Raw genomic sequence first — 23930 nt, 5'->3', positions numbered from 1 at the left:
GGAGCTGACCATGCGTATCAATGCCTACCTGATCTTCGCCGGCAACTGCCGCGAGGCCTTCGAGTTCTACAACCAGACCCTGGGCGGCGAGCTGCAGGTGATGACCTTCGGCGCATCACCGGCCGCCGAGCATGTGCCCGCGCAGTTCCACGACCGCGCCATGCATGCCTGCCTGACCATCGGCGACCAGTCGCTGATGGCGTCCGACACCACGCCGGAACACCCCTATGACGGCATCCGTGGCTGCTCGGTGTCGCTCAACGTCGACTCCATCAAGGAAGCCGAGCGCGTGTTCGCCGCGCTCTCCGCCGGCGGCAAGGTGCAGATGCCCCTGGAGGCGACCTTCTGGGCCGCGCGCTTCGGCATGCTCGAAGACCGCTTCGGGGTGCCGTGGATGGTCAACTGCGAGAAGGATCAGTAAGCCGCGCAAACGCGCAGCGACTGTGTCGGGCGTCGGTTTCGTCGGGCGCTGTCACTCGTCCTCGGCGGACTCGAGCAATTGCTTCGGCACTTCGCTGCGCAGCATCAACTGGCATTGCTGGCTGTCCGGGTCGAAGACGATCACCGCCTGCTTCTTCTCCAGGGCATGGCGGACGCGGGCGACGCGGGTTTCCAGCGGGGTTTCGTCGCCGTTGTCGGTGCCGTCGCGGGTGACGAAGTCCTCGATCAGGCGGGTCAGGGTGTCGGCTTCGAGCAGGTGGTGGGGAATCAGCATGGTGGACCTCAGGGGCAGGCGGCGATCCTAGCGCGATGACCGCCGCGACGCCATGCGCAGGCGTCGGCTCAGGCGGAGTCCTCGCGCAGGTCCTGGCGCATCAGCAAGCGGTCGAGGGTGGCGAAGAGCAGGGCGCTGTCCAGGGGTTTGCCGAGGAAGTCGTCCATGCCCGCCTCGGACCCGGCATCGCGGTGTTCGTCGAGGATGTGCGCGGTCAGCGCGACGATGGGCACGGCCACCAATTGGCGGTTGCGTTCGAACTGGCGGATGCGCTTGGTCGCCTCGAAACCGTCCATTTCCGGCATCTCGCAATCCATCAGGATCAGTTGCACGCCCGCCGGGTCGCGCTCGTATTCGTTCACTGCGGCCACGCCGTTGGCCACGGTGCGCACCCGGTAGCCGCGCTTGCGCAGGAAGCCCTGCACCACCAACTGGTTCACCGCGTTGTCCTCGGCCACCAGGATGCAGGGGGCGGAGCTGGAGTCGCTGAAGGCCTCGCTGAGGATTGGGCGCGGCTCCTGGCGGCGCTCCTGATAGAGGTCGCCGAGGGCTTCGCGCAGGGGCACCACGGCCAGGGGCTGGGCCATGGCGATCAGGCGCAGGCCGCTGCTCTGGGGCAGGTTCTGGCATTGCTCGGGCGGGCACAGCAGGAGGATGCGCTGCCCCGGTTCCAGGCGCGGGCGCAGGGAGTCGAGCCAGTGCGCGGCGCTGCCCGGCCAGGGCGCCACCAGCACCAGCAGCGGCGGCACCGCGAAGTCGTCGAGGTATTCGTTCAGGCGCTCGGGCGTCTGGCAGCGCTCGGTGCGCATGCCCCAGCGGCCCAGCAGGCGGCTCAGGGCGTCGAGGCCGAGGCCGTCGAGGGAGGTGAGCAGGGCGGTCTTGCCCTTGAGCAGGCGCAGCAGCTCGTCGTCTTCCTCGGTGCCTTCCTGCAGCGGCATGTCGAAGGCGAAGCGCGTGCCCTGGCCGGGCGTGCTCTGCACCTCGATGCGCCCGCCCATCATTTCCACCAGCTCCTTGCTGATGGCCAGGCCCAGGCCGCTGCCGCCGTAGCGGCGGGTGGTGCTGGAGTCGCCCTGGGCGAAGGAATCGAACAGCTGGGACAGCGCCTCGTTGCGGATGCCGATGCCGCTGTCGCTGATGGCGAAGATCAGGTGCGGGTCGCCGAGGGAGTTGGAGCGGCGGCAGACGTTCACCGCCACATGGCCTTCGGCGGTGAACTTGAGGGCGTTGCTCAGCAGGTTCATCAGCACCTGCTTGAGGCGCGTGGGGTCACCCTTGATGCGCCGCGGCACGCCGCTTTCCAGGCTGATGTAGAGGCGCAGGCGCTTGTCCAGGGCCTGGGCGGTGAACAGGCTGAGGGTGTCGGAGAGCAACTGCTCCAGGTCGAACTCGATGTGTTCCAGGGTCAGCTTGCCGGACTCGATGCGGGCGTAGTCGAGGATGTCGTTGATCACCGCCATCAGCGCGCTGCCGGAGCTGGAGATGGTGTCGACGTAGAAGCGCTGGCTGCGGTCCAGCGGGGTTTCCTTGAGCAGTTGCAGCATGCCCAGCACGCCGTTGAGGGGCGTGCGGATCTCGTGGCTCATCTTGGCCAGGAAGCGGCTCTTGGCGCGGCTTTCGACATGGGCCTGCTCGGCCGCCTGGCGCGAGCGGAAGCCTTCTTCCTTGAGGGTATTGATGCGGTCGGCGAGGCCGATGGACAGGGTGATCAGCTCGATGGTCACGCCGATCTTCACCACCGTGGCGCCGAAGATGCCCAGCACCTCCACGCCCAGCGAGCCGGTGGTGGCCTGGATGAAGGCGAACAGCAGGATGCCCCAGGCCAGCGTGTAGTAGGAGCCGTAGCGCACGCCGCGGCGCCAGACGTAGATGCCGGCCAGCAGGAGCAGCAGCGAGACGGCGGAGACGGTGAGGCTGGCGAGGATGTTCCAGGCCTGCAGGCCGATCAGCGGCGCCGAGAGGAAGATCGCCATCGTCACCAGCATCGCCACCCGCAGCGCCGTGTCGAGGCGCGGGAAGTACTGCTTGGCGTGGAGGAAGTGGCGGCTGAACTGCACGGCGGTGAGGCAGTGCAGGTACATGAGGATGTAGATGCTCACCGACTGGAAGGCCACGTGTTCGGGCAGCAGCTTGAACAGCATGCCGTCGAAGCAGGCGGCCAGCAGGCCGACGTTGAGGTTGTAGGCCAGGTACCAGAGGTAGGCCGACTCGCGCAGCGAGATGTAGAGGAACAGGTTGTAGAAGAACATGGCGAACAGCACGCCGTAGAAGGCGCCGTTGAACCCCATGAGGTTTTCCTGGGCCGCGGCGCTGGCGCCATAGGTGCTGAAGAACAGCGGCACGAAGAGGGTGCTGGTGCTTTCCACCCGCAACAGCAGGGTGTTGCTGCCGGGCTGCAAATCGAGGGGGAACCAGAAGTTGCGCACCTGCACCGGGCGCTGGGCGAAGGCGAAGCTGTCGCCGCTTTCCTGCTCCTGCAGGTGGCCGTCGGGGTCGAAGAGGAAGACCTTGATGTGGTCCAGCAGCGGGTAGTTGGCTTCCAGGTAACCCGAAAGCGGGTGCTGGCGGCTGTTGACCAGGCGCACCTTGAACCACCAGACCGAGCTGTTCTTGCCCAGGTTGGCGTGCTCGCCGTGGACCGGGGTGAAGGCTTCGTCGGGCAGCTTGCGCAGGTCGCCGACCTGCAGCGTGCCGTCCCGATCCTCGAGGTAACCCAGGAAGGGGCTCAGGGACAGGCGCAGGTCGTCACGGTCGAGGGGGGCGCTCGGAAGCGCCCAGGCCTGGCCGGCAAGGCAGAACAACAGGAGCGCCAGACAGAGGCGAGGCATCCTTTCACCCCGTGGTTTTTATGACCTGTGGCCTGGCACTTTGCCTTTATGTGAGGTGGCCTTCAAGCGTCGCTTTCGCCCTTGCCTACGAGACTTCCGACAGTCGGTACGCGCGTGTCGTTTTCCATCTGCGCGGTGTGTTCCAGCTGGTGGCTGAATGGCTCCAGGGAGTTCTGCGCATTGTCGGCGTCGCTGGCGAATACCGGCGGGCTCATCATGTAGGCGCCCAGCAGTCGGGTCATGGCCTCCAGGCTGTCGATGTGGGTGCGCTCGTAGCCGTGGGTGGCGTCGCAGCCGAAGGCCAGCAGGGCGGCACGGGTGTCGTGGCCAGCGGCGATCGCCGACTGGGCATCGCTGTGGTAGTAGCGGAACAGGTCGCGACGAACGGGGATGACGTTCTTTTCCGCCAGCTTCAGCAGGTGCCGCGAGAGGTGGTAGTCGTAGGGGCCGGCGGAATCCTGCAGGGCGACGCTGACGGCGTGCTCGCTGGAGTGCTGCCCGGGGGCTACCGGGGCGATGTCGATGCCGACGAACTCGCTGACGTCCCAAGGCAGCGCGCCGGCGGAACCGGAGCCGATCTCCTCGGTGATGGTGAACAGCGGGTGGCAGTCGATGGGCGGCACCAGCTTGGCTTCGGTGATGCCCTTGAGCGCGGTGAGCAGGGCGGCGACGCCGGCCTTGTCGTCCAGGTGGCGGGCGCTGATGTGGCCGCTCTCGGTGAACTCGGGCAGCGGGTCGAAGGCGACGAAGTCGCCGATGCACACGCCGAGGGATTCGCAGTCGGCGCGGGTGGAGCTGTAGGCGTCCAGGCGCAGTTCGATGTGGTCCCAACTGATGGGCATGCTGTCCACTTCGGTGTTGAAGGCGTGGCCGGAGGCCAGCAGCGGCAGCACGCTGCCACGGATCACCCCGGTGTCGGTGAACACGCTGACGCGGCTGCCTTCGGCGAAGCGGCTGGACCAGCAGCCCACCGGCGCCAGGGCCAGGCGGCCGTTGTCCTTGATCTGGCGGACGATGCCGCCAATGGTGTCCAGGTGCGCCGCCACCGCGCGGTCGGGGCTCTTCTGCCGGCCCAGCAGGGTGGCGCGGATGGTGCCGCGACGGGTCAGCTCGAAGGGGATGCCCATCTCCTCCAGGCGCTCGGCGACGTAGCGCACGATGGTGTCGGTGAAGCCGGTGGGGCTGGGGATGGCGAGCATCTCCAGGAGCACCTGGCGCAGGTAGTTGATATCGGGTTCGGGGAGTTTTCTGGCAGTCATGGCGTCTCCTTGGCGAGGTGCCGGGCCCGCAGGCCCGGGGCTCAGGACAGCGGCTGGCTGAGGGGGAACAGCAGGTCGATGAAGCGCTCGGCGGTGGGCTGCGGCTGGTGGTTGGCCAGGCCGACCCGCTCGTTGGCTTCGATGAACACGTAGTCGGGCTGGTCGGCGGCGGGCACCAGCAGGTCCAGGCCCACCACCGGGATGCCGAGAGCGCGGGCGGCGCGGACGGCCGCCTCGCCCAGGCGCGGGTGGAGGATGCCGGTGACGTCTTCCAGGGTGCCGCCGGTGTGCAGGTTGGCGGTGCGGCGCACGGCGAGGTGGGTGCCCTCGGGCAGCACATCGTCGTAGCCGTAGCCGGCGTCCCTGAGGGTGCGTTCGGTCTCGTCGTCGAAGGGGATGCGGCTTTCGCCACCGGTGGCGGCCTGGCGTCGACGGCTCTGCGCCTCGATCAGCGAGCGGATGCTGCGCTGGCCGTCGCCGACGATCTCGGCCGGGCGACGGATCGCCGCCGCGACCACGTCGTAGCCGATCACCACGATGCGCAGGTCGTGGCCCTGGTGGAAGCTCTCCAGCAGCACGCGGCTGTCGAAGCGCCGGGCGTTGTCGATGGCCGCTTCCACCTCGGCGGCGCTGCGCAGATCCACGGCCACGCCATTGCCCTGCTCGCCGTCCACCGGCTTGACCACCAGGGCGCCATGTTCGGCGAGGAAGGCGGCGTTCTCCTTCTCGGTGCCGGCCAGGCGCTGCGCCGGCAGGCTGAGGCCGGCGCGGGCCAGGGTGCTGTGGGTGAGGGTCTTGTCCTGGCACAGGGTCATGCTGACGGCGCTGGTCATGTCCGACAGCGATTCGCGGCAGCGCACGCTGCGCCCGCCCTGGCTGAGGCTGAAGAGCCCGGCGCGGGCGTCGTCGACGCGCACCTCGATGCCGCGGCGGTGGGCCTCGTCGACGATGATCCGCGCATAGGGGTTGAGGTCCTCTTCCGGGCCGGGGCCGAGGAACAGGGTCTGGTTGATGCCGTTCTTGCGCTTGATGGCGAAGGTCGGCAGGTCACGGAAGCCGAGTTTGGAATACAGCGCCTTGGCCTGGCGGTTGTCGTGCAGCACCGACAGGTCGAGGTAGGCCAGGCCACGGCTCATGAAGTGCTCGATGAGGTGGCGCACCAGCGCCTCGCCGACGCCGGGGCGGTTGCATTGCGGGTCCACCGCCAGGCACCAGAGGCTGGAGCCGCCTTCCGGGTCGTGGAAGGCCTTGCGGTGGTTGAGGCCCATCACGCTGCCCACTACCTGGTTGCTGGCCGAATCCTCGGCCAGCCAGTACACCGGGCCGCCCTGGTGGCGCGGGGTGATGGCGTCGTGATCCACCGGCAGCATGCCGCGACTGCGGTACAGCTGGCTGATGGCCTGCCAGTCGTCCTCGCTGTGGGCACGGCGGATGCGGAAGCCACGGAAGGCCCGGCGCGCCGGGCGGTAGTCGGTGAACCACAGGCGCAGGGTGTCGGAGGGGTCGAGGAACAGCTGCTGCGGTGCCTGGGCCAGCACCTGCTGGGGCGCCGCGACGTACAGGGCGATGTCCCGCTCGCCGGGGCTCTCGGCCAGCAGCTCGCGGGCCAGGCTGGCCGGGTCCGGGTAGGTGTGGCCCAGCAGCAGGCGGCCCCAGCCGCAGTGCAACACCTGGACCTGCTCCGGCTGTTCATCCTTGTGCTCTTCCGCCAGGCGTGCCTGCAGGCGCTCGTAGGAGGGCGCCTGGCCGCGCAGCAGACGCTGGCTCTGCACGTACTGCTGGCTGGTAAAGAATTTCATCGCGAATCTCTCCTTAGAGCCCCTGCTCGTTGAGCCAGAGGTTGAGCGCCGCCATCTGCCACAGCTTGGAGCCGCGCAGCGGGGTCAGGTCTTCAGCGGGGTTGGCCAGCAGGCGTTCGAGGGTGGCGGCGTTGAACAGGCCGCGATCCTGGCTCGGGTCCAGCAGCAGCTCGCGCACCCAGTCGCGGGTCTTGCCTTGCAGGTGCTTGAGCCCGGGCACGGGGAAGTAGCCCTTGGGCCGGTCGATCACCTCGTGGGGGATGACCTGGCGGGCGACTTCCTTGAGCACCTGCTTGCCGCCATCGCCCAGCTTGAAGCGCGAGGGGATGCGCGCGGAGAGCTCGACCACGCGGTAGTCGAGGAAGGGCACGCGGGCCTCCAGGCCCCAGGCCATGGTCATGTTGTCGACGCGTTTGACCGGGTCGTCCACCAGCATGATGGTGCTGTCCAGGCGCAGGGCCTTGTCCACCGGGTCTTCGGCGCCGGGGCGGGCGAAGTGCTCGCGGACGAAGTCGCCGGCCACGTCCCCGGTGAGCCAGGCCGGCTGCACGGTGTCGCGGTAGTCGGCGTGGCTGCGGTCGAAGAAGGCCGCGCGGTAGGTGGCGAAGGGGTCGGCCGTGTCGGCCAGCGGCGGGTACCAGTGGTAGCCCGCGAACAGCTCGTCGGCACCCTGGCCGCTCTGCACCACCTTGCAGTGCTTGGAGACTTCGCGGGAGAGCAGGTAGAAGGCGATGCAGTCATGGCTGACCATCGGCTCGCTCATGGCGCGGAAGGCCGCGGGCAACTGCTCGATGATCTCGTGCTCGCCGACCCGCAATTGATGGTGGCGGGTGCCGTAGCGGCGGGCGATGAGGTCGGAGTACTCGAACTCGTCGCCGCGCTCGCCGCCGGCATCCTGGAAACCGATGGAGAAGGTCAGCAGGTCCTCGACGCCGGCCTCGGCCAGCAGGCCCACCAGCAGGCTGGAGTCGACGCCGCCGGAAAGCAGCACGCCCACTTCGCGGGCCGCGCGCTGACGCACTGCGACGGCATCGCGCAGGCTGCCCAGTAGCAGGTCGCGCCAGTCGGCCAGTTGCAGCCCGGCCTCGTCGGCGCGGTGGCCGTAGTCGAGGTTCCACCAGGTGCCCTGGTCGATGTTGCCGTCGGCGTCGACCATCATCCAGCTGGCCGGCGGCAGCTTCTCGATGCCCTTGACCAGGGTGCGCGGTGCCGGCACCACGGCGTGGAAGTTGAGGTAGTGGTTGAGCGCCTCGGCGTCCAAGGTGCCGTCGATGTCGCCACCCTTGAGCAGCGCCGGCAGGCTGGAGGCGAAGCGCAGACGGCTGGCCGTGCGCGACAGGTACAGCGGCTTGATGCCGAGGCGGTCGCGGGCCAGGAACAGGCGCTGGCTGCCCGGCTCCCAGATGCCCAGGGCGAACATGCCGTTGAGCTTGGGCAGCATGTCCTTGCCCCAGGCGTGCCAGGCCTTGGCCAGCACCTCGGTGTCGCCGCCGGAGCGGAAGCGATAACCGAGGGCCTGCAGCTCTTCACGCAGTTCGGGGAAGTTGTAGATGGCGCCGTTGAAGCTCATCGCCAGGCCCAGGTCGGGCTCGACCATCGGCTGCGCCGAGCCGTCGGACAGGTCCATGATCTTCAGCCGGCGGTGGCCCAGGGCGATGGGGCCCTGGCTATGGAAGCCCCAGGCGTCGGGGCCGCGAGGGGCGAGGTGATGGGTGATGCGTTCGACCGCAGCCAGGTCGGCGGGTCGTTTGTCGAAGCGTAACTCTCCAGAAATGCCGCACATAAGTCCTTACCGGTTCTGCCGTTGGGGATACCGCCCGCTTTATGCAGGCAGTAAGAGTCCGACCGGTATTTTTGCGGATGGTTTAGATCAAATAGTTATTAGCCAAAGAGCCGCTTTGTGGCACCGGGAACTCACCTCAGGGGCGGCCGCAGGCGCGGTTGGCGGGCACGGCGATGTCCATCAGGCGTGGGTTCGGCAGGCGCAGGCTGGCCATCAGCGCCGCATGGGCCTCGGCGTTGGCCACCTGCAGGCGCGGGTTGTGGGCGCGTTCCTCGGCGATGCTCGAACGGGTCCAGCCGCGATAGTCGTGGCCGGGGCACACCTCGGTGTCGTCCTCCAGCGCCAGCAGGCGCCCCAGGCTGGCCCACTGGGCACGGGCGTCGCCGTTCTGGAAGTCGGTGCGCCCGGTGCCACGGATCAGCAGGGTGTCGCCGGTGAACACCCGCGCCGGAGTGCCATCGGCGGGGCTGGCGGGCAGCAGGAAGCAGTAGGAGTCCGCGGTGTGCCCAGGGGTGTACCAGGCGATCAGTTCGCGGGCGCCGAAGTGCAGGCGCGTGCCGTCGGTGAAGGTGAAGCTGGCGCAGGTGCTGCCGCTTTCGGCGCCGAATCCACTCTGGCAGCCGGTGGCCTCGCGCAGGTCGCCCAGGGCGGTGATGTGGTCGGCGTGGGTATGGGTATCGAGGGCCAGCACCAGGCGCAGCCCGAGTTCGTCGAGCAGGCGCCGGTAGGCGTCGAGTTGTTCCTTCACCGGGTCGATCAATACCGCCTCGCCGGCGTCGGCGAGCAGGTAGGTGTAGGTGGAGCTTTCGGCATCGAAGAGCTGGCGCAGCAGCATGGTGCAATCTCCTCAGATCAGTTTCTGCAGGGCCACCGACAGGCTGGTGATCACCAGCAGCACCGCGAACAGGCGTTGCAGCGCCGGGCCGCCCAGGCGGTACGCCAGGCGGTTGCCGACCAGCATGCCGAGCGCGCCGCCGAAGGCCAGGGCGCCGAGCAGCAGCGCGGGGGGCTGGGCCTGCCCCAGGTAGAGCAAGAAGCCGCCACCGGACACCACCACGACCACCGCCAGGGAGGTGGCGGTGGCGGCCATGACCGAGAGCGGCGTGAACCAGAGTAGCGCCGGAACCACCAGGAAGCCGCCGCCGACGCCCATCAGCCCCGAGAGCACGCCCACGCCCAGACCGATGGCCAGCAACGGCAGGTAACGCAGTGGGCCCGTGCCGGCGCGTGACTGTTGGGCGCCGCGCCATAGGCGCCAGGCGGACCACAGCACCAGCAGGCAGAAGCCGGTGATCAGCAGGCCCTCCGGCACCCAGTGCCCGAGCCACTGGCCCAGGGCGTTGCCGGGCAGGCCGCTGGCGGCGAGCAGCAGCACCGGCGGCCAGGCCACATGGCCCTGGCGCAGGCGCAGCAGGGTGCCGACCAGGGCGGTGAGGGCCACCGCGCCGAGGCTCACGCCCACCGCGTCGCGCAGGGGCAGGTGCAGGCTGAGCAGCAAGGGCAGGGCCACCAGCGAGCCGCCTGCGCCGGTCAGCCCGAGCAGCAGGCCGAGCAGGGTGCCGATGGCGAGGGCTTCGAGAAGCATCAGCGGTTCCAGGGCATGCGGGCGAGCACCAGGGCCAGGCCACAGGTGCCGCTCAGCCCGGCGAAGGTCAGGCCGGCGCCGACGAAGCCGCTCAGCAGGTACCAGCCGGGGTGCACCCAGGTGCCGAGGACCACGCCCAGCAGCACCAGGCTGCCGGCGCTGATCTGCACCTGGCGCTGCAGCTCCAGGCCGCCGCCGCTGCCTTCGCGGGGCATGCCGCAGGCCAGGCAGGCGTCGGTGCCGCCCTCGATCACCTGCACGCCCGGCAGCAGGGCGCTCAAACGCTCGGCCGCCTGGCGCGCGCGCTGGCCCTTCTGGCAGATCAGGTAAAGCTCGTCGCCGCTGTTCAGGCCCTCACCGCGCAGGCGCTCGGCCAGGCGCACGGGGTCCAGGTTGACCAGCGGTTCGTTGTGGGCGCCGGCGATGTGCCCGGCGCGGTATTCCGCCGGGCTGCGCACGTCGATGAGGAAGCGGGCCGCTCCCCGCTGGTGCAGTTCGGCGAAGCGCGGTGCGTCGATCAGGTGGATGGTGTCGTTCATGTCGGGTACTCCCGTGGAGTATGGGTCAGGTGTACTTGGTGAAGATCGCGCGCACCCGCGCCAGGGTCTCGGCATCGTCGCGATCCGGGTCGAGAACGGTTTCCTCGACCAGGCAGGCGAGCATCTCCTGGTAGGCCTTGTCGAGCGCCTTGCGGGCGGCGGAGAACTGCTGGGCGATGGCCTCGCAAGACTCGCCGCGGCGGATCATCGCCTGGATGCCGCGCACCTGCCCCTCGACCCGGGCCAGGCGCTTGAGCATGGCGTCCTGGCGCTCCGGCGTGGGGCCGCTCATGGCGTCACCGGCGCCACGGCCGGGCGCGCGAAGGGGAAAGGCTCGCGCGCTCCGCTGGCGGCCTGGCCACGGGCGCGGGGGCTTGGAGAAAGGCTGAAGGGCATGGCGAATACTCCCTGGGGCTTATACAGGGGGGAGTATAGATTCGCCTTGCAGGGCTGTCAGCTGCGACGCGTTGCCGCCGGGCGGATGAGTGCCCGGCTGGCGTCGTCAGTGGCGCTTGAAGGCTTCCTTCCAGACATCGAAGCGGTAGCGACGGTTGCCCACCAGCAGGTAGAACACCGACGCCAGGCCGGCACCGATGAACCAGCTGAAGCTGGAGAGGGCCTCCAGGCTGGGCAGCAGCACCAGCGCGATGGCGATGATGGCGGCCGGCAGCAGGGCGGCCAGGGCGCGCGGGTTGACGCCGTGGCGGTAGTGGTAGGCGGCGTCGGGCGCGGCGCTGTAGAGCGCGGGGATATCCAGCCGGCCCCGGCGCACCAGCCAGTAGTCGACCATGATCACCCCGTACAGCGGCCCCAGCAGTGCCCCCAGGGCACCGAGGAAGTACAGGATCACCTCCGGGCTGTTGTACAGGTGCCACGGCAGGATGAGCGCGCCGAGGGCGGCGGCCAGCAACCCGGCGCGGTGGAAGTTCAGCTGCCGTGGCGCCAGGTTGCAGAGCACCAGGGCCGGGGCGACGAAGTTGGCCATGATGTTCACCGCCACGGTGACGATCAGCAGCGCCAGGCAGCCGAGCACCAGGAAGGGCTTGGAGGGAATGGCGGCGACTATGTCGGTGGGGCTGGTGATGACCTGGCCGTCGATGGCGAGCTGGCTGCCGGCGAGCACCGCGGCGATGCAGCCGAACAGCAGCATGTTCACCGGCAACCCCCAGAAGTTGCCACGGCGGATGGTGCGCGCATCGGGGCAGTGGCGCGAGAAGTCGCTGAAGTTCAGCAGCATGGTGCCGTAGAGGCTGATCCACAGGGCCGCGCCGGAGCACACGCGGAACCAGCCGGCGGCGTCGCTGGCGGGTTCGCTGCTGGCCCAGGCGATGCGCAGGCCGGCCTTCCAGTACATCCAGGCGGCGAGTACCGCGAGGGTGAGCAGGATCACCGGGCCGGCGAAGGCTTCGTAGCGGCGGATCATTTCCATGCCGTAGGCCATGATCGCCAGTTGCAGCAGCCACACCCCGATGAAGCAGGCCCAGCCGAAGGGCGACAGGCCGAGCACATCGCCGTCGCTCCAGGCGGCCAGCCCTGGTGCCAGGGTCAGCAGCAGGACGCCGAGCACCAGGGAGGCGAGGTAGGTCTGGATGCCGAACCAGGCGACGGCGATCACCGCGCGGATCAACGCCGGAAACTGCGCGCCACGGATGCCGAAGGCGACCCGGCAGATCACCGGGAAGGGCAGGCCGGTGCGTTGGCCGATATAGCCGGAAAGGTTCATCAACCCGTAGATCAGCAGCGCGCCGAGGCCCATGGCGGCGACGATCTGGCCGCCACTCATGCCGAGTGCGAAGAGGCCGATGGCGAAGCTGTAGTTGGCGACGTTGTGCACGTCGTTGGTCCACAGCGCGAACAGGCTGTAGCTGCCCCAATGCCGCGCTTCAGGGCTGTTGGGGGCGAGGTCGTCGTTATAGAGGCTGGGGCTGGGGTCGAGTGGCAGCCGTATCGGCTCCTGGTTCTGGGAGAGGGGCATCCGCGGTTCCTCGCATCCTCGGGGGCGGTCGCCCCGGGCGGGGCGGCGGGAGCACAGGCTCCAGCCGGCGGATTGTGCGGCGGTCCACGGCGAATCGCAGCAGGACGGGGGGGGCGCGCGAGGTGGTGTGGATATGTTCTATAACTACATGATTTATATGAGATTATAGGGATTAAGGGAGGCGGCGCTCACCCTTGCTGGTGCTTTCCGCTGGCCGAGGCGGCGAAGCCCTGCCGTACCTGTCAGGTACGGCTGGCGTTCTTGCCGCGAATCAGCTGGCGCAGCGGGAAACGGTTCGGGTGGCAGGCTTCGGCGACATCGCGGGGCACCGGCAGGGGTTCGTCGTCCAGCCAGGCGGCCAGCAGCTCGGCGGCCAGCGGCGCGGTGATCAGGCCCCGTGAGCCATGGCCGCTGTTGACGTAGAGGCCGTCGAGCCAGGGCACCGGTGCATCCGGCACCTGGCGTGCATCGCGGCCCAGCACGGCGTAGGTTTCGGCGAAGGCGGCGGCATCGCACAGCGGGCCTACCAGCGGCAGGTAGTCCGGCGTGGTGCAGCGGAAGGCCGCGCGGCCTTCCAGCAGCGCCGGGTCGAGCTGTTCGGCCTGCAGGCGTTCGGCGAGGTCTGGGGAGATTTCCCGCAGCAGCTCGAGGTTGCCGGCGTGCTCGGCGGTGGTCGGCGCCAGGTCCTGGCTGTGGAAGTCGAAGCTGGCGCCCAGGGTGTGTTCGCCGTTGCGCACCGGTGCGACATAGCCTTCGGCGCAGACCACGGTGGCCAGCGCGCGGCTGCTGGCGGTGGCCGGCAGGCGGCTGATCTGCCCACGGATGCGCTTGAGCAGCATCCCGTTGGCCTGGGGGAAACGGAGGATTTCGGCGGCGCCGGCCAGCACCGCGATCGGTGCTTCGGCCAGCACCTGCTCACCGTCCAGCGCCTGCCAGCGGCCATTCTCGCGGCGCAGCTGCAAGGCTTCGCTGTGGGGCAGCAGGCGGATGCCGGGCTGCCCGGCCAGCCAGCGGCACAGGGCGGGCGGGTGCACCCAGCCGGCTTCGGGGTAGAACAGCCCACCGGCGGGCAGGGCGACGCCGGCGATGGCTTCGGCCTCTTCACGGTCGAGCCGGCGCAGCAGGCCGGCGGGGAAGGCGGCGGCCAGGCTCACCTGGCGCTCGGCCTCCTTGGCTTCGAAGGCCAGTTGCAGCACGCCGCAGCCTTGCCAGTCCTGGTTCGGTTGCAGGTGCTGGAGCAGCCGGCGGGTATGGCCGAAGCCGCTGACGATCAGGCGCGACAGTGCGGTGCCGTGGGCGGAAAGCTTGAGGTAGAGCACCCCCTGGGGATTGCCGGAAGCCTCCTCGGCAACGCCGGCGTGGCGCTCCAGCAGGGTCACCTGCCAGCCACGGGCGGCGAGGCTGGCGGCGCTGGCGCAGCCGGCCAGGCCGGCGCCTATCACCAGCACCTGGCGCTCGCCCGCGAAGGGCGCGGGGCGGGCGAACCAGGGTTTGCCGGCGCTGGCGGGCTCGCCCAGGAAGCGGCCCTTGCTCATGTGCCACTTGCTGCCGAAGCCCTGGGCACGGCGGATCTGGAAGCCGGCCTCCTTGAGTGCGCGGCGCACGAAGCCGGCGCTGGTGAAGGTGGCCAGGGTGGCGCCCGGTGCACTCAGCCGCGCCAGCTGGGCGAAGAGTTCGGGGGACCACATCTGCGGGTTCTTCGCCGGGGCGAAGCCGTCGAGGAACCAGGCATCGATGCGGGCATCCAGCTCGGGCAGGCAGTCCAGCGCATCGCCCACCAGCAGCGTCAGCGTCACCCGCCCTGCGGCGAACAGCAGGCGCTGGAAGCCGGGGTTCACCGCGCGGTACTGGTCCAGCAGGGCGCCGGAGAAGGGCGCCAGTTGCGGCCACAGCGCCAGGGCGCGGGCGAGGTCTTCACGGGCCAGCGGGTACTTCTCGACGCTGACGAAATGCAGGCGGGCACCGGGCGGCGCCAGCTCGTCGAACAGCTGCCAGGTGCTGAGGAAATTCAGGCCGGTGCCGAAGCCGGTCTCGCCCACCACCAGGCGCTCGCCGGCGGCCAGTTCGGCGAAGCGCCGGGGCAGTTCGTTGCCGTCGAGGAAGGTGTGGCGCGTCTCGTCGAGCCCCGAGACGGGGGAGAAGTAGACGTCGTCGAATTCGCGTGACAACGGCTGGCCCTGCTCGTCCCAGGCGAGCAGCGCGTGATGGAAATCGGACATGAAGGACCCCGGCGGAACGAAGCGCGAATAGTAGCCGATCAAGCCGGGCAGGAGCGTGCGACAGGGGGACGCTTGGGGTGATGCACTTTGGGATTGGGCGCTTCGCGAGCAGAGCTCGCTCCTACGGGGAAAGATGCGTGCGGGCTTGGGGGAAACCCGCAATTCCATCGAATCTTTCACCCCGTAGTGGCGCGTCTTCCGCTATTTTTTCTCCACCAACCTGGGAGAGTCGCATGTTCGAATCTGCGGAAATCGGTCATTCCATCGACAAGGAAACCTACGAGAAAGCGGTGCTGGAGCTGCGCGAGGCATTGCTGGAGGCGCAGTTCGAGCTGAAACAGCAGGCACGCTTCCCGGTGATCATCCTGATCAACGGCATCGAGGGCGCAGGCAAGGGCGAGACGGTGAAGCTGCTCAACGAGTGGATGGACCCGCGCCTGATCCATGTCGAGAGTTTCCTGCTGCCCACCGACGAGGAGCTGTCGCGGCCGCCTCAATGGCGCTTCTGGCGCAAGCTGCCGGCCAAGGGGCAGACCGGCATCTTCTTCGGCAACTGGTACAGCCAGATGCTCCATGCGCGGGTCGAGGGCGACATCAAGGACGGCCGTTTCGACCAGGCCATCGATTTCGCCGAGCGCTTCGAGCGCATGCTCTGCGACGAGGGCGCGCTGATCTTCAAGTTCTGGTTCCACCTGTCCAAGAAGCAGCTCAAGCAGCGCCTCAAGGACCTGGAGAAAGACCCGCAGCGCAGCTGGAAGCTCAACCCGCTGGACTGGAAGCAGAGCGAGACCTACGACCGCTTCGTGCGCTTCGGCGAGCGCATGCTGCGCCGCACCAGCCGCGACTACGCGCCCTGGTACGTGGTCGAGGGCGTCGACGAGAACTACCGCAGCCTCAGCGTCGGCCGCATCATCCTCGAGGGGCTGCAGGCCGCGCTCAAGCGCAAGGACCGCCCGGTGCTGCAGCCCCACGCGGCGCCGCTGGTTTCCAGCCTGGACAACCGCGGGCTGCTCAGCAGCCTCGACCTGAGCCTGAAACTGAGCAAGGACGATTACCGAGAGCAATTGGACGCCGAGCAGGCGCGGCTGGCCGGGCTGATGCGCGACAAGCGCTTCCGCGAGCACGCGCTGATGGCGGTGTTCGAGGGCAACGACGCGGCCGGCAAGGGAGGGGCCATCCGCCGGGTGACCGGGGCCCTGGACCCGCGCCAGTACCGCACCGTGCCCATCGCCGCGCCCACCGAGGAAGAGCGCGCACAACCCTACCTGTGGCGCTTCTGGCGCCATGTGCCGCCGCGCCGGCAGTTCACCATCTTCGACCGCTCCTGGTACGGGCGGGTGCTGGTGGAGCGGGTCGAGGGCTTCTGCTCGGAGGCCGACTGGTTGCGCGCCTACAGCGAGATCAACGACTACGAGGAGCAGCTCCACGACCACGGCATCGTAGTCGTGAAGTTCTGGCTGTCCATCGACAAGGACGAGCAGATGCGCCGCTTCAAGGAGCGCGAGGAGACTTCCTTCAAGCGCTACAAGATCACCGACGAGGACTGGCGCAACCGCGACAAGTGGGACCTCTACGTCGACGCCGTGGGCGACATGGTGGATCGCACCAGCACCGAGCTGGCGCCCTGGACCCTGATCGAGGCGAACGACAAGCGCTATGCCCGGGTGAAGGTGCTGCGCACCCTCAACGAGGCGCTGGAGCGGGCCTTCAAGAAGGGCTGAGCCGGCGGGCGATGGCCGCGCATACGCAGGGTGAATGATCGTCGCCCTGCGACATTGGGTGGATTTATGCTCCGGCCATCGTCAATGGACACCCGTCCTCACACCCACAAGAAAGAGGTGCCTCATGCGTGAAGTGGTGATAGTCGACAGCGTTCGGACCGGCCTGGCCAAGTCCTTCCGCGGCAAGTTCAACATGACCCGGCCGGACGAAATGGCCGCCCACTGCGTGAACGCCCTCCTGGCGCGCAATGACCTGGACCCGACGCTGGTGGACGACTGCGTGGTCGGCGCCGGTTCCAACGAAGGCGCCCAGGGCCACAACATCGGCCGTAACGTCGCCGTGCTCTCGGGCCTGGGCATCGGCGTCGCCGGCATGACCCTGAACCGCTACTGCTCCTCGGGCCTGCAGGCCATCGCCATCGCCGCCAACCAGATCGCTTCCGGCTGCAGCGACGTGATGGTCGCCGGCGGCGTCGAGTCCATCACCCTGACGCTGAAAAGCATCAACCAGGACAACTTCGTCAACCCGCGCCTGAAGCTGGAACACCCCGGCATCTACTACCCGATGGGCCAGACCGCCGAGATCGTCGCGCGTCGCTACAACGTCTCCCGCGAGGCCCAGGACCTGTACGCCCTGCAGAGCCAGCAGCGCACCGCCCGTGCCCAGGCCGCCGGCCTGTTCGACGATGAAATCGTGCCGATGAACGTCAAGTACGGGGTCGAGGACAAGGCCACCGGCGAGAAGAAGATCGTCGACGGCGTGGTCGACCGCGACGACTGCAACCGCGCCGACACCACCCTGGAAGGCCTGGCTTCGCTGAAGCCGGTGTTCTCCGAGGACGGTTCGGTCACCGCCGGCAACTCCTCGCAGCTGTCCGACGGCGCCTCCATGACCCTGCTGATGAGCCTGGACAAGGCCATCGAGCTGGGCCTCAAGCCCCGGGCCTTCTTCCGTGGCTTCGCCGTGGCCGGTTGCGAGCCGGACGAAATGGGCATCGGCCCGATCTACTCGGTGCCCAAGCTGCTCAAGGCCCGTGGCCTGTCGGTGGACGACATCGACCTGTGGGAGCTGAACGAAGCCTTCGCCTCGCAGTGCCTGTACGCCCGTGACCACCTGGGCATCGACAACGAGAAGTACAACGTCAACGGCGGCTCCATCTCCATCGGCCACCCCTTCGGCATGACCGGCTCGCGCCAGGTCGGCCACCTGGTGCGCGAGCTGCAGCGCCAGGGCAAGCGCTACGGCATCGTCACCATGTGCGTGGGCGGCGGCATGGGCGCCACCGGGCTGTTCGAAGCGGTGCGCTGATCCGCTCCACGGACGCCGCAATGACAAAACCCGCAACGGCCTGGCCGCTGCGGGTTTTTATTTGGGCGCTGCGTACCCTGGGGCGGGCGGCGTTTTTTGTAGGGGCGACTTCAGTCGCCAAGCGGCGCACAGCGCCGCCCTGTGGGAGCGAATTCATTCGCGATGAGAAGCCGCCGGGGCTGTGCTTGCGGTCGTATGTGCGGCGCTCAGAGGCGGCTGGCGATGATGTCGTCGGCCTGCATCATGCGGCGGATGTAGAAGGCGATCTCGCGCTCGGCGTCGGCGCGGGTGAAGTAGGGACCTTCCAGGGTGCCTTCGCGGGTGGCGAAGAAATACTGCCCATTCACCGCGCTGACGCGGTCGCTGCGGTAATGGGTGCTGGCTGCGGCGTCCACGGTGCGTTGCCCGAACATACTGATTACTCCGGGGTGAATGGGTCGGATGATTGTTGAGTCTAATCCGCGTCCCGGTGCCTGCGCGCTCAGGCGATAGGCGGTACGAATCGGCGCCTGATCGCGACCGTTCGCTGCATTTCCATAAAAATGGCGCTGGAAACCTGACGCTTGGCGGCGGTGCGACCGGTACAGTTGGGCGTCGCTCGCGCAGGCAATTGTCGCTGTGTGCGTCGCAGAGCAGGTTCTAGAATGAGCGGCCCGCCGCCTTGCCGGCCGGGTCCCTTCCGCTTCGAGGTCTCCATGCACATTTCTTCCGGCCGTTGGCTCTACGGCCTGTTCCTCGCCCTGGTCACCGCCGTGCTCTGGGGCATCCTGCCGATCAAGCTCAAGGAAGTGCTGAAGGTGATGGACCCGGTGACCGTCACCTGGTTTCGCCTGCTGGTGTCCGGCTCGCTGCTGTTCGTCTGGCTCGCGGCGACCCGCCGCCTGCCGCGCTTTCGTCCGCTGGGGCGCAAGGGGGGAGGGCTGGTGGCGCTGGCCATCGCCGGGCTGCTGGGCAACTACGTGCTCTACCTGATCGGCCTGAAGATGCTCAGCCCCGGCACCACGCAACTGGTGATCCAGGTGGCGCCCATCCTCTTCCTGATCGGCAGCCTGTTCATCTTCAAGGAGAGTTTCAGCATCGGCCAGGCGCTTGGCCTGGCGGTGCTGGTGCTGGGCTTCGGCCTGTTCTTCAACCAGCGCCTGGACGAGTTGCTCACCTCCTTGGGCACCTACACCACCGGCGTGCTCATCGTGCTGGCGGCGGCCTTCGTCTGGACCTTCTACGGCCTGGCGCAGAAGCAGCTGCTGACGGTGTGGAACTCCATGCAGGTGATGATGGTGATCTACCTCGGCTGCGCAGCCCTGCTGACGCCCTGGGTGTCGCCCCTGGAAGCGCTGCAGCTGTCGCCGTTGCAGGGCTGGCTGCTGCTGGCCTGCTGCCTGAACACCCTGGTGGCTTATGGTGCCTTCGCCGAAGCCCTGGCCCATTGGGAGGCCTCGCGGGTCAGCGCCACCCTGGCCATCACCCCGCTGGTGACCTTCGCCTCGGTGGCGGTCGCCGCCAGCTTCTGGCCCGACCACGTGGTGCCCGAACAGCTCAATGGCATCGCCTACGGCGGCGCCTTGCTGGTGGTGCTGGGCTCTGCGCTCACCGCCCTCGCGCCCTCGCTGGTGCGCAGCTGGAGGGCGCGCCAGGTTCGCGCGCTGTAGAGGGGGCTGGCGGGGGCGCTCCGTGCCGCCGCTTTCCCGGGCTGAAGCCCGGGCTACAGCCTACCTCCGTGTCGGGTTGCACCCGACCTACAGGGTCGATGGCCGTGTCGCTAGTTACGGGTGCCCAGGGTTTCCGCCTTGCGCAGCCAGGCCTGGCGCTGTTCCTCGGTGGAGGGGCGCACCGGGGCGAATTCGGCGAGGCGGCGGGTCTTGATGCCGCAGAAGCCGAGGATGGTGCGGGTCATCTGCCGGTGCCCGGGGGCGCCGTAGATCCAGCGGAAGTACCAGGGCGGCGTGTCCAGGGTCACCAGCAGGTCGGCGGTGCGGCCTTCGAGCAGCTTGTCCCAGGAGCGCACGCCGCGGTAGCGGAAGGCGAAGCCGGGGAGGAACACGCGATCGAAGAAGCCCTTGAGCAGCGCCGGCACGCCACCCCACCAGACCGGGTAGACGAACACCAGGTGCTCGGCCCAGTGGATCTGCCGCTGGGCCTCCAGCAGGTCCGGCTCCAGCGCCTGGCTCTGGTCGTAACCCTGGTGCAGCACCGGGTCGAATTCCATCTCGCCGAGCTTGAGCAGGCGCACCACGTGGCCTTCGCTGCGGGCGCCCTGGGCATAGGCTTCGCCCAGGGCATTGCACAGGCTGTTGCCCTTGGGCGAGCCGAAGATCATCAGGATGCGCTTGCCGTCGCCTTCCAGGGGCGTGGCGCCGTGCTTGGCGGTATCAACCATGTTGGCCGGCCTCCAGCATGGTTTCCGGGCGTACCCAGGCGTCGAAATCCGCCTCGCTGACGAAGCCCAGCGCCAGCGCCGCCTCGCGCAGGGTGGTGCCTTCGCTGTAGGCCTTCTTGGCGATCTGCGCGGCCTTGTCGTAGCCGATATGGGTATTGAGGGCGGTGACCAGCATCAGCCCGCGTTCCAGGTGCTCGGCCATGCGTGTGGCGTCCGGCTCCATGCCGGCCACGCAATGGCGCTGGAAGTTGCGCGCGCCATCGGCCAGCAGGCGGATGGATTGCAGCAGGTTGTGGGCGATCACCGGTTTGAACACGTTGAGCTGCAGGTGGCCCTGGCTCGCCGCGAGGCTGATGGTGGTGTCGTTGCCGATCACCTGGCAGGCGAGCATGGACAGCGCCTCGCACTGGGTCGGGTTGACCTTGCCGGGCATGATCGAGCTGCCCGGCTCGTTGGCCGGCAGCCTCACCTCGGCCAGGCCGCCACGGGGGCCGGAGCCCAGCAGGCGCAGGTCGTTGGCGATCTTCATCAGTGCCACCGCCAGGGTCTTCAGGGCGCCGGAGAGGGTCACCAGGGGCTCGTGCCCGGCCAGGGCGGCGAACTTGTTGGGCGCGGAGACGAAGGGCAGGCCGGCCAGGGCGGCCAGTTCTGCGGCCATGGCTTCGGCGAAGCCGTGGGGCGCGTTGAGCCCGGTGCCGACGGCGGTGCCGCCCTGGGCCAGCTGGTAGACCGCCGGCAGGGCATTGCGGATGGCGCGCTCGGCGTAGTCGAGCTGGGCGACGAAGGCCGACAGTTCCTGGCCGAAGGTGATGGGGGTGGCATCCATCATGTGGGTGCGCCCGGTCTTCACCAGGCGCACATGGCGGGCGGCCTGCTCGGCGAGGCCGCCGCTGAGCTCGGCCAGGGCCGGCAGCAGTTCCTGATGGACTGCCTGGGCGGCCGCGATGTGCATGGCCGTGGGGAAGCTGTCGTTGGAGCTCTGGGCATGGTTGACGTGGTCGTTCGGGTGCACCGGGCTCTTGCCGCCACGGGTGCCGCCGGCCAGCTCGTTGGCACGGCCGGCGATGACCTCGTTGACGTTCATGTTGCTCTGGGTGCCGCTGCCGGTCTGCCAGACCACCAGGGGGAATTGCTCGTCGTGGCGGTGGGCGAGCACTTCGTCCGCGGCCTGTTCGATGAGGCGGGCGATGTCCGGGGCGAGGGTGCCGTTGCGGCCGTTGACCCGTGCCGCGGCCTTCTTGATCAGCGCCAGGCCGTGCACCACCGCCAGCGGCATGCGCTCGACGCCGATGGCGAAGTTTTCCAGCGAGCGCTGGGTCTGGGCGCCCCAGTAGGCGTCTTCAGCGACTTCCACCGGGCCCAGGCTGTCAGTTTCGGTACGGCTCATTGCGCATGCTCCAGAAGGTATTTTCCGCAGTTTAGGCCGCAGATGGAGCATGGGGTTCAACGGGGGGCGCTATTACCAGCGTGCGTGGGTGGAGCCGAGCCAGCCCAGGGCGTTGTCCACCGGTACGCGTTCGCCGGTGGGGCCGCGCAGCACGCCGTCGAAGCGGCCGAACCACTGGCGGGTATCGGCGAAGAGCGGCCCCAGGCGCGGGTTGGCCTGGTGCAGCTGGCGCGGGGTGAAGGTGAGCTGCACGCGGTTGCATTCGGTGCTCAGCTGCCAGGGCGCGAGGGGGTTGTTCTGCGCCTGTTCGATGCGCACCGGGCGGTCCAGCTTGGACAGCTCGCCGCCGAACCACAGGGCGTTCTCGGTGAGGCCGCTGGCGTCGGTCCAGCCAGCACCGAAGTTGCCGGCGATGCCGCCGCTGGTGGCGAAGGCGGCGCGGGTCCAGTGGCTGTGCAACGGCCAGACGCCGCGCCCGAAGTCGAGGGCGGCGAAGCTCTGGCCGGGCTGGCAGTCGAAATGGCGATTACCCAGCTGCACGCTGCCGCTGGCGGGGAGGCCGAGCTGGCGGCTGCTGGCGTGGAAGCCACGGCCGGGGAAGGGCGCCACCAGGTTCACCGAATCCAGGTGCAGGGGGCGCAGGATGTCGAGGGCGGCCTGCATCGGCTGGCCGCCGATATCCGGCACGGCGACGGTGATGCGGGCGCGGCCGGGGTGTTCGTCCACCTTCAGGTGCAGGCGCGGGTGCTGGAATTCATAGCCTTCGAGCGGTGTATCGGGGAGGCGGCAGCCACGGCCGAACAGGCGCAGCTGGGAGTGGTTGACCGCCTGGCCCGTTTCCAGGTCGAGGAAGTAGGCGCCGCAGTAGCCCAGGTAGTCGAGGTCGGCCAGGGTCAGCGACAGCACCCATTGCGGGGTGGTGATGCACCAGTGGTTCCAGCGTTTGCGCCGGCCGACGTTGCCGGGGATGGCGCAGTTCAGGCGTGGGCGGTTCGACCAGCCGATGGCCAGTGGCTCCAATCGGCCCTGGGCATCGCACAGCGCGGCCGGCCCGGGCGGCGCCAGTGCAGTGATATGGCTAGTCATCGGACACGTCCATGTGGGGTGCAGCTTCCATTTTTGAAGAGGCGGGGAACATTGCGCGCGACCCATGGCCCAAAGGGGCGTTGTGTCGGCGGGCTGACAGCGTTTTATTGACGCGGAAGGATGCCCAGAGGCCGCTAGCATGAGCAAGTGATGGCATTTTGACAATAGACCGTTGGAGTGCACCGATCCACAGTTTGGCCGTGATCCGGCACACGTCCCCATCGCTTGAGCTCCCCATGGGCTCGGGCGCAGAATGACCCGCCCTCGGGGAACCCCCGTAACCGCTCAGACCAAGGAATACCGATGACCAAGCTTCGCGTACTTTGCACCGCCGTCCTGCTCGCTTGCGCCAGTGGCCAGGCGCTGGCCGATGCCGCCAGTCATGCCGCCAACGCTGAGCGCTTCCTCAAGCTCGCCCACGCCGACAAGCTCACCGTGCCGGTGTACGGCCAGGTGCAGCAGATGTTCGCCCAGCGCTACGAGCAAAGCGGCGCGCCGGCGGACAAGAAAGCCGCCCTGGAGAGCTACCAGGCCAAGGCCAACACCGCCCTCGACAAGGCCGTGGGCTGGGACAAGCTGAAGCCCGAGCTGGTGAAGATCTACACCACCAACTTCACCGAGCCGGAGCTGAAGGACCTGATCGCCTTCTACGAATCGCCCCTGGGCAAGAAAGTCCTGGAGAAGATGCCGACCCTGACCGCGCAATCCGCCCAGCTGACCCAATCGCGCCTGGAAGCGGCCGTGCCGGAAGTGAACAAGCTGCTGGCCGACATGACCAGCGAACTGGCCCCCAAGGACCAGAAGAAGAAGTAAGCGGAGCCCTGCATGAGCATGCGTGATCGAATCCTCGCCGCCTTTGCGGCCCTCGAGCCCCAGCACCTGGAGGTGCTGGACGAGAGCCATATGCACAGTCGCGGCCTGGAGACCCACTACAAGGCGGTGATCGTCAGCCCCGCGTTCGCCGGTCTCAATGCGGTCAAGCGCCACCAGAAGGCCTACGCCACCCTGGGTGAGCTGATGGGGCAGTTCCATGCCCTGGCCCTGCACACCTACACCCCCGAGGAGTGGGCTGCGCAAGGCGCCGCACCGGATTCGCCCACCTGCAAGGGCGGCAGCAAGCACGATCTCTGATCGATGTTTCCCGGGCACGGCTCCGTGCCCGGGTGCCTTTCTTCAGCCCACCGCCCTCCCGGTTTGAGCCCCGCTTGAAGCTGCCTGGTTCGGTGCGTGCACCCTGCGCGGCACACCCCCTGGCATGAGCGCGTGCCTCGCTCGACTCCGCCTGGTGGAGGTAAAGAGCGACCTCCACCCTACAGGTCATGTCCAGCCGGAGGCTTGGCGGGACTCG

At 68.4% G+C, this 23930-nt stretch carries 21 protein-coding genes; 6 read left to right on the top strand and 15 right to left on the bottom strand.

The window, feature by feature from the left end; all coding sequences use genetic code 11:
* The first annotated feature begins 10 nt into the window (after positions 1-10).
* Entirely contained in the window at positions 11-421 is a 411-nt protein-coding gene (locus tag ACXI0U_RS15825; RefSeq protein WP_184487864.1) for a VOC family protein, read from the top strand.
* A gap of 51 nt (positions 422-472) precedes the next feature.
* Here the strand turns inward: ACXI0U_RS15825 and ACXI0U_RS15820 are convergent, their stop codons facing one another.
* The 11 genes from ACXI0U_RS15820 to mnmC all read right to left on the bottom strand — a co-directional run bounded on the left by ACXI0U_RS15820 (position 473) and on the right by mnmC (position 14702).
* Positions 473-715, bottom strand: coding sequence for a YheU family protein (locus tag ACXI0U_RS15820; RefSeq protein WP_111263357.1), 243 nt, complete (start codon positions 713-715; stop codon positions 473-475).
* Between the two features lie 68 nt (positions 716-783).
* The gene (locus ACXI0U_RS15815) at positions 784-3543 is read right to left on the bottom strand and encodes a hybrid sensor histidine kinase/response regulator (RefSeq protein WP_431482442.1); all 2760 of its coding nucleotides are present in this window, start codon (positions 3541-3543) and stop codon (positions 784-786) included.
* Positions 3544-3605: 62 nt separating this feature from the next.
* On the bottom strand, positions 3606-4802 hold the full coding sequence (locus ACXI0U_RS15810; protein ID WP_316925789.1) for an osmoprotectant NAGGN system M42 family peptidase: 1197 nt from the start codon (positions 4800-4802) through the stop codon (positions 3606-3608).
* A gap of 41 nt (positions 4803-4843) precedes the next feature.
* Positions 4844-6601 (bottom strand): N-acetylglutaminylglutamine synthetase, encoded by a 1758-nt coding sequence (gene ngg / locus ACXI0U_RS15805; RefSeq protein WP_479550544.1) that lies wholly within the window; start codon positions 6599-6601, stop codon positions 4844-4846.
* Positions 6602-6614: 13 nt separating this feature from the next.
* On the bottom strand, positions 6615-8384 hold the full coding sequence (locus ACXI0U_RS15800) for an N-acetylglutaminylglutamine amidotransferase (RefSeq protein WP_374981768.1): 1770 nt from the start codon (positions 8382-8384) through the stop codon (positions 6615-6617).
* 136 nt (positions 8385-8520) lie between these two features.
* Positions 8521-9219: an MBL fold metallo-hydrolase gene (locus ACXI0U_RS15795; RefSeq protein ID WP_479550543.1), complete on the bottom strand. Its 699-nt coding sequence runs from the start codon at positions 9217-9219 to the stop codon at positions 8521-8523.
* Between the two features lie 12 nt (positions 9220-9231).
* Complete coding sequence (locus ACXI0U_RS15790) at positions 9232-9969, bottom strand: sulfite exporter TauE/SafE family protein (protein ID WP_479550542.1); 738 nt, start codon at positions 9967-9969, stop codon at positions 9232-9234.
* Positions 9969-10508 carry a rhodanese-like domain-containing protein gene (locus ACXI0U_RS15785; RefSeq protein WP_479550541.1) on the bottom strand — a complete coding sequence of 180 codons (540 nt, stop codon included), beginning with the start codon at positions 10506-10508 and terminating at the stop codon, positions 9969-9971. Before ACXI0U_RS15785 ends, ACXI0U_RS15790 begins: the two co-directional genes overlap by 1 nt.
* Before the next feature lie 25 nt (positions 10509-10533).
* On the bottom strand, positions 10534-10800 hold the full coding sequence (locus ACXI0U_RS15780) for a metal-sensing transcriptional repressor (RefSeq protein ID WP_021218424.1): 267 nt from the start codon (positions 10798-10800) through the stop codon (positions 10534-10536).
* Between the two features lie 210 nt (positions 10801-11010).
* Positions 11011-12483: an NCS1 family nucleobase:cation symporter-1 gene (locus ACXI0U_RS15775; protein ID WP_479550540.1), complete on the bottom strand. Its 1473-nt coding sequence runs from the start codon at positions 12481-12483 to the stop codon at positions 11011-11013.
* A gap of 242 nt (positions 12484-12725) precedes the next feature.
* Positions 12726-14702: a bifunctional tRNA (5-methylaminomethyl-2-thiouridine)(34)-methyltransferase MnmC2/FAD-dependent 5-carboxymethylaminomethyl-2-thiouridine(34) oxidoreductase MnmC1 gene (gene mnmC / locus ACXI0U_RS15770; RefSeq protein ID WP_479550539.1), complete on the bottom strand. Its 1977-nt coding sequence runs from the start codon at positions 14700-14702 to the stop codon at positions 12726-12728.
* A gap of 233 nt (positions 14703-14935) precedes the next feature.
* Between mnmC and pap the strand changes: the two genes are divergently transcribed.
* Complete coding sequence (gene pap / locus ACXI0U_RS15765; RefSeq protein ID WP_271658587.1) at positions 14936-16423, top strand: polyphosphate:AMP phosphotransferase; 1488 nt, start codon at positions 14936-14938, stop codon at positions 16421-16423.
* A 124-nt stretch (positions 16424-16547) separates the two neighbouring features.
* Positions 16548-17732 carry a thiolase family protein gene (locus tag ACXI0U_RS15760; RefSeq protein ID WP_021218428.1) on the top strand — a complete coding sequence of 395 codons (1185 nt, stop codon included), beginning with the start codon at positions 16548-16550 and terminating at the stop codon, positions 17730-17732.
* Between the two features lie 206 nt (positions 17733-17938).
* Here the strand turns inward: ACXI0U_RS15760 and ACXI0U_RS15755 are convergent, their stop codons facing one another.
* A complete protein-coding gene (locus ACXI0U_RS15755; RefSeq protein WP_021218429.1) occupies positions 17939-18145 on the bottom strand; it encodes a DUF6316 family protein in 207 nt (68 codons plus the stop codon).
* Positions 18146-18427: 282 nt separating this feature from the next.
* Here ACXI0U_RS15755 and ACXI0U_RS15750 point away from each other — a divergent pair, with 282 nt between their 5' ends.
* Complete coding sequence (locus tag ACXI0U_RS15750; RefSeq protein WP_021218430.1) at positions 18428-19381, top strand: DMT family transporter; 954 nt, start codon at positions 18428-18430, stop codon at positions 19379-19381.
* A gap of 110 nt (positions 19382-19491) precedes the next feature.
* Here the strand turns inward: ACXI0U_RS15750 and ACXI0U_RS15745 are convergent, their stop codons facing one another.
* The 3 genes from ACXI0U_RS15745 to ACXI0U_RS15735 all read right to left on the bottom strand — a co-directional run bounded on the left by ACXI0U_RS15745 (position 19492) and on the right by ACXI0U_RS15735 (position 22582).
* On the bottom strand, positions 19492-20109 hold the full coding sequence (locus tag ACXI0U_RS15745) for an NAD(P)H-dependent oxidoreductase (RefSeq protein ID WP_021218431.1): 618 nt from the start codon (positions 20107-20109) through the stop codon (positions 19492-19494).
* Positions 20102-21496, bottom strand: a complete 1395-nt coding sequence (locus tag ACXI0U_RS15740; protein WP_479550538.1) for a class II fumarate hydratase — start codon at positions 21494-21496, stop codon at positions 20102-20104. The genes ACXI0U_RS15745 and ACXI0U_RS15740 overlap by 8 nt, the downstream gene beginning before the upstream one ends.
* Positions 21497-21568: 72 nt before the next feature.
* Complete coding sequence (locus ACXI0U_RS15735; protein WP_265169398.1) at positions 21569-22582, bottom strand: DUF2804 domain-containing protein; 1014 nt, start codon at positions 22580-22582, stop codon at positions 21569-21571.
* A gap of 303 nt (positions 22583-22885) precedes the next feature.
* Here ACXI0U_RS15735 and ACXI0U_RS15730 point away from each other — a divergent pair, with 303 nt between their 5' ends.
* The gene (locus tag ACXI0U_RS15730) at positions 22886-23395 is read left to right on the top strand and encodes a DUF2059 domain-containing protein (protein WP_263404071.1); all 510 of its coding nucleotides are present in this window, start codon (positions 22886-22888) and stop codon (positions 23393-23395) included.
* A gap of 12 nt (positions 23396-23407) precedes the next feature.
* Positions 23408-23713: a BolA family protein gene (locus ACXI0U_RS15725; protein ID WP_021218435.1), complete on the top strand. Its 306-nt coding sequence runs from the start codon at positions 23408-23410 to the stop codon at positions 23711-23713.
* Positions 23714-23930 lie beyond the last annotated feature (217 nt).

This window comes from Pseudomonas sp. C9D1, assembly GCF_056491235.1.
Note: the sequence above shows the minus strand (reverse complement) of the source record. Positions and strands in the feature narration are given on the sequence as shown.